This window comes from uncultured Barnesiella sp. (genome assembly GCF_946496565.1).
Taxonomy (GTDB): Bacteria; Bacteroidota; Bacteroidia; order Bacteroidales; family Barnesiellaceae; genus Barnesiella; species Barnesiella merdigallinarum.
This window is the reverse complement of record NZ_CAMMHD010000035.1, coordinates 1-2,608: the sequence shown is the minus strand read 5'-3', so window position 1 is coordinate 2,608 and position 2,608 is coordinate 1. Positions and strand designations below refer to the sequence as shown.

Here is a 2,608-nt window from a genome sequence, read left to right as displayed (position 1 = left end):
CGCCTTGTTGGCCGGGTAGGCATGAATGAGGTTGCGGAAGGCATTCTGCACATAGACATACATGAAGACGTATGTCAGCGACTTCATCGCAATGAGCGCCGCCGTGTCGTCGCCGCAGCCCATCATGATGGAATATATCGTCTCCGAGATAACGAGGTAAAGCAGCAGCTCGGCCAACGCGTTCTTGAACTTCTTGAATGAGAAATTTCGGCATCGGATCACCGACACCCCGTCGGCACGCATTCCTGCCCAAACGTTGAAGGCGAACATCAGGACGAGGGCATAGACAAACCCCTTCGTCGGCGTGAGAAAGGCCAGCACGGGGCTTATGGCCGAGACGGCAATCATGCGCCATTGTTCCCAGTTGAAGATTTTATCCATCATTTTGAGGGTTTTATAGGCGTGAGAAAAGTTGGCTCAGAACGCAATAGATGTAATAGCACCCGTTGTCGTTGGCGTGCATGCCATCGGTCATCAGGCTGCAACCTTCTTTGGCGGTGGGAGTGTAAGCCTCGTAGATGTCGTTGAAGGCTCTTTCGGCCCATCTCCAAAAAAGGTTGTGCGCAAAGATGCTCGCGCAGGGTTTTGTCGCCATCCAGGCAGCGCAGTTGTCGTAGTAGGAGATGTTGGAGACCGATTTCCCGCCGGCAGTTTTTCGCAACAAGATGGTACGGTTGGCGTCGTCAAAAAGCCTGTTTTGTCCGAATCCGGCATTTATATATGCGGTAAACAGGCACAACTCGCAGTCGGAATAGCCATTTAATGTTTTGTGGAAAGAACTGTCGGCATCGTTGAACTCATTGAAGTAGACCCGTTTCATAAAGTCGGTGTAATAACCGGCTTCTTGGTTGCCGGTTCCCGAAGCACCGATATTTCCGATGGTTATGTGTCCCATCAGGAGATTGGGCTTGAACACCAGAATGTCGGTTCCTTGCACCTTGTTCAGGTCGATGGCGGAGCCGTTGCATGTGTGAGCCCAGCCGCCCCGGCCGGCATTGATGAGGTAGAGGAAATTTTTTCCCCGCGTCCATTCCACGCCGATGTAATTCATGCGTGTGCCCGAGCTCTTCGTAAGGGTCATCGACACTTCCGAAGAAGAGAGCTTCCGCATCTTCATGCGCATCTGGTAGATGGTGTTGTCGGCATACGCCAAATTCATGGCCGAGACGATGCTGTCGGTGTTTGCATCGAGGACATACCCGTTCGCCTCGACCCAAGCACCGGTTTTGTAATCAAACACTTCTACCGCACCGTTTCCCTCGGCCACGGCGATGGTCTGCTTCCCGCTTTGGTCGCAGGCGCGATAGATGTAGTTGAAGTAGTTGGCGCGCGCGGGAACGGTAAATCCGATGGCAGCATTGCTGCTGGTCGACGTCCTTGTCGGTCGTTGCCCGTCGGCATCGCCCCAGTTGCCGGCGTTGATGGTGGTCTCCCAATCGCCCGTTTCGGTAAAGAAATCCGATTGGTATGTGCGATATTCCTGCCCCCAAGGAGCGGAAATGCAATCCCAAATCAGTGAGCACAGGTCGTTGCCCTGCAACAGGGGCGGTCTGAGCCCGGCATCGAACCGTTCGGTCGTGTAGGGACGCCCCATGATGGTCGAAGATCCGGTGAAGACGATGGTGACATCTTCCTCCCGGGTGCGCATCAGATGGGCGAACTTCGGCACTTTTTCGAGAATATTTTCGTTCACGACGGGGGTTGCCACGCTCCTTACCCGTTGTTTTACCAATTCCTGCCCTTGGAAATATTCACCGATGACCCCCGGGAAAGAATAGAACCCCTTCGGACTGTTGTAGGTGGGAATGTCGTTGGAGGCGAGAAGAATGCCGCCGTAGTTTTTGCTTACTTCCCAAAAAGTGCGGGGCTCTATCCGTGCGATGTTGGTGAGGGAATATGCATCGGTGAGGTTGATGTCCAAGGCATCGACATAGAGGCTGTATCCTTTTTGCAAGACGATTTTGTAGTCGCTGCCGTCTTCGAATATCTTGAAATAACGACCCTCTTCGGTCCTGAATATCGGGTTGTCGGAGAATCGGATAATCAAGTTTTGCGAGTTGTCGAAAGAATAATTCACCACCGTGTAGGTATCTTTGTGCAAGTTGCTTGCGATGTAATTGGTCATTCGGCATTTGTTGCTCAAAATGACTTGGCTGCCCGTCTCTTCGTCGAATCGGAACATCTGTCCGTTGTAAAGGAAAAAGCAGTTTTTGTAATCGACAAGCGCTTGAATGTATGCTCCGCCGTCGACATTGTTGTAGTAGGTTGTTTTTGTACCGTAGTTGAGGGTATAATAACCGTCCACTTTATTTCCGTTTTGACCATACTGCGACAAGACGATACATTGCTTGGCATATCCCGGTTCAATCGTTACGGAAAATTCCTTTCCGTCATTTTTATACACATACAACGTGCCGTTTTTTGTCGCGGTGAAAGTCTCGGAGTATCTTCCGTAAGTGCCGTCATTGAAGAATACCGAAGCGATGGCCCCATCGGGCAGAAGCACTGTTGTACCCGACAAGATATGGACGGGAGCGGTGATTCTCCAAGACGAAACCGTTGAAACCAAATCATGGGATGAGGATTCGACATACCCGTAATTGTCGCC

The 2,608-nt window shown here is 51.5% G+C and carries 2 protein-coding genes; both read right to left on the bottom strand.

Annotated elements, in window-relative coordinates:
- Positions 1-384 (bottom strand): hypothetical protein (locus tag Q1K76_RS11860; RefSeq protein ID WP_300133659.1); only part of this gene is annotated, 384 nt, incomplete at its 3' end.
- Positions 385-394: 10 nt separating this feature from the next.
- On the bottom strand, positions 395-2,608 hold a 2,214-nt coding region (locus Q1K76_RS11855; protein ID WP_300133657.1), incomplete at its 5' end, for a hypothetical protein.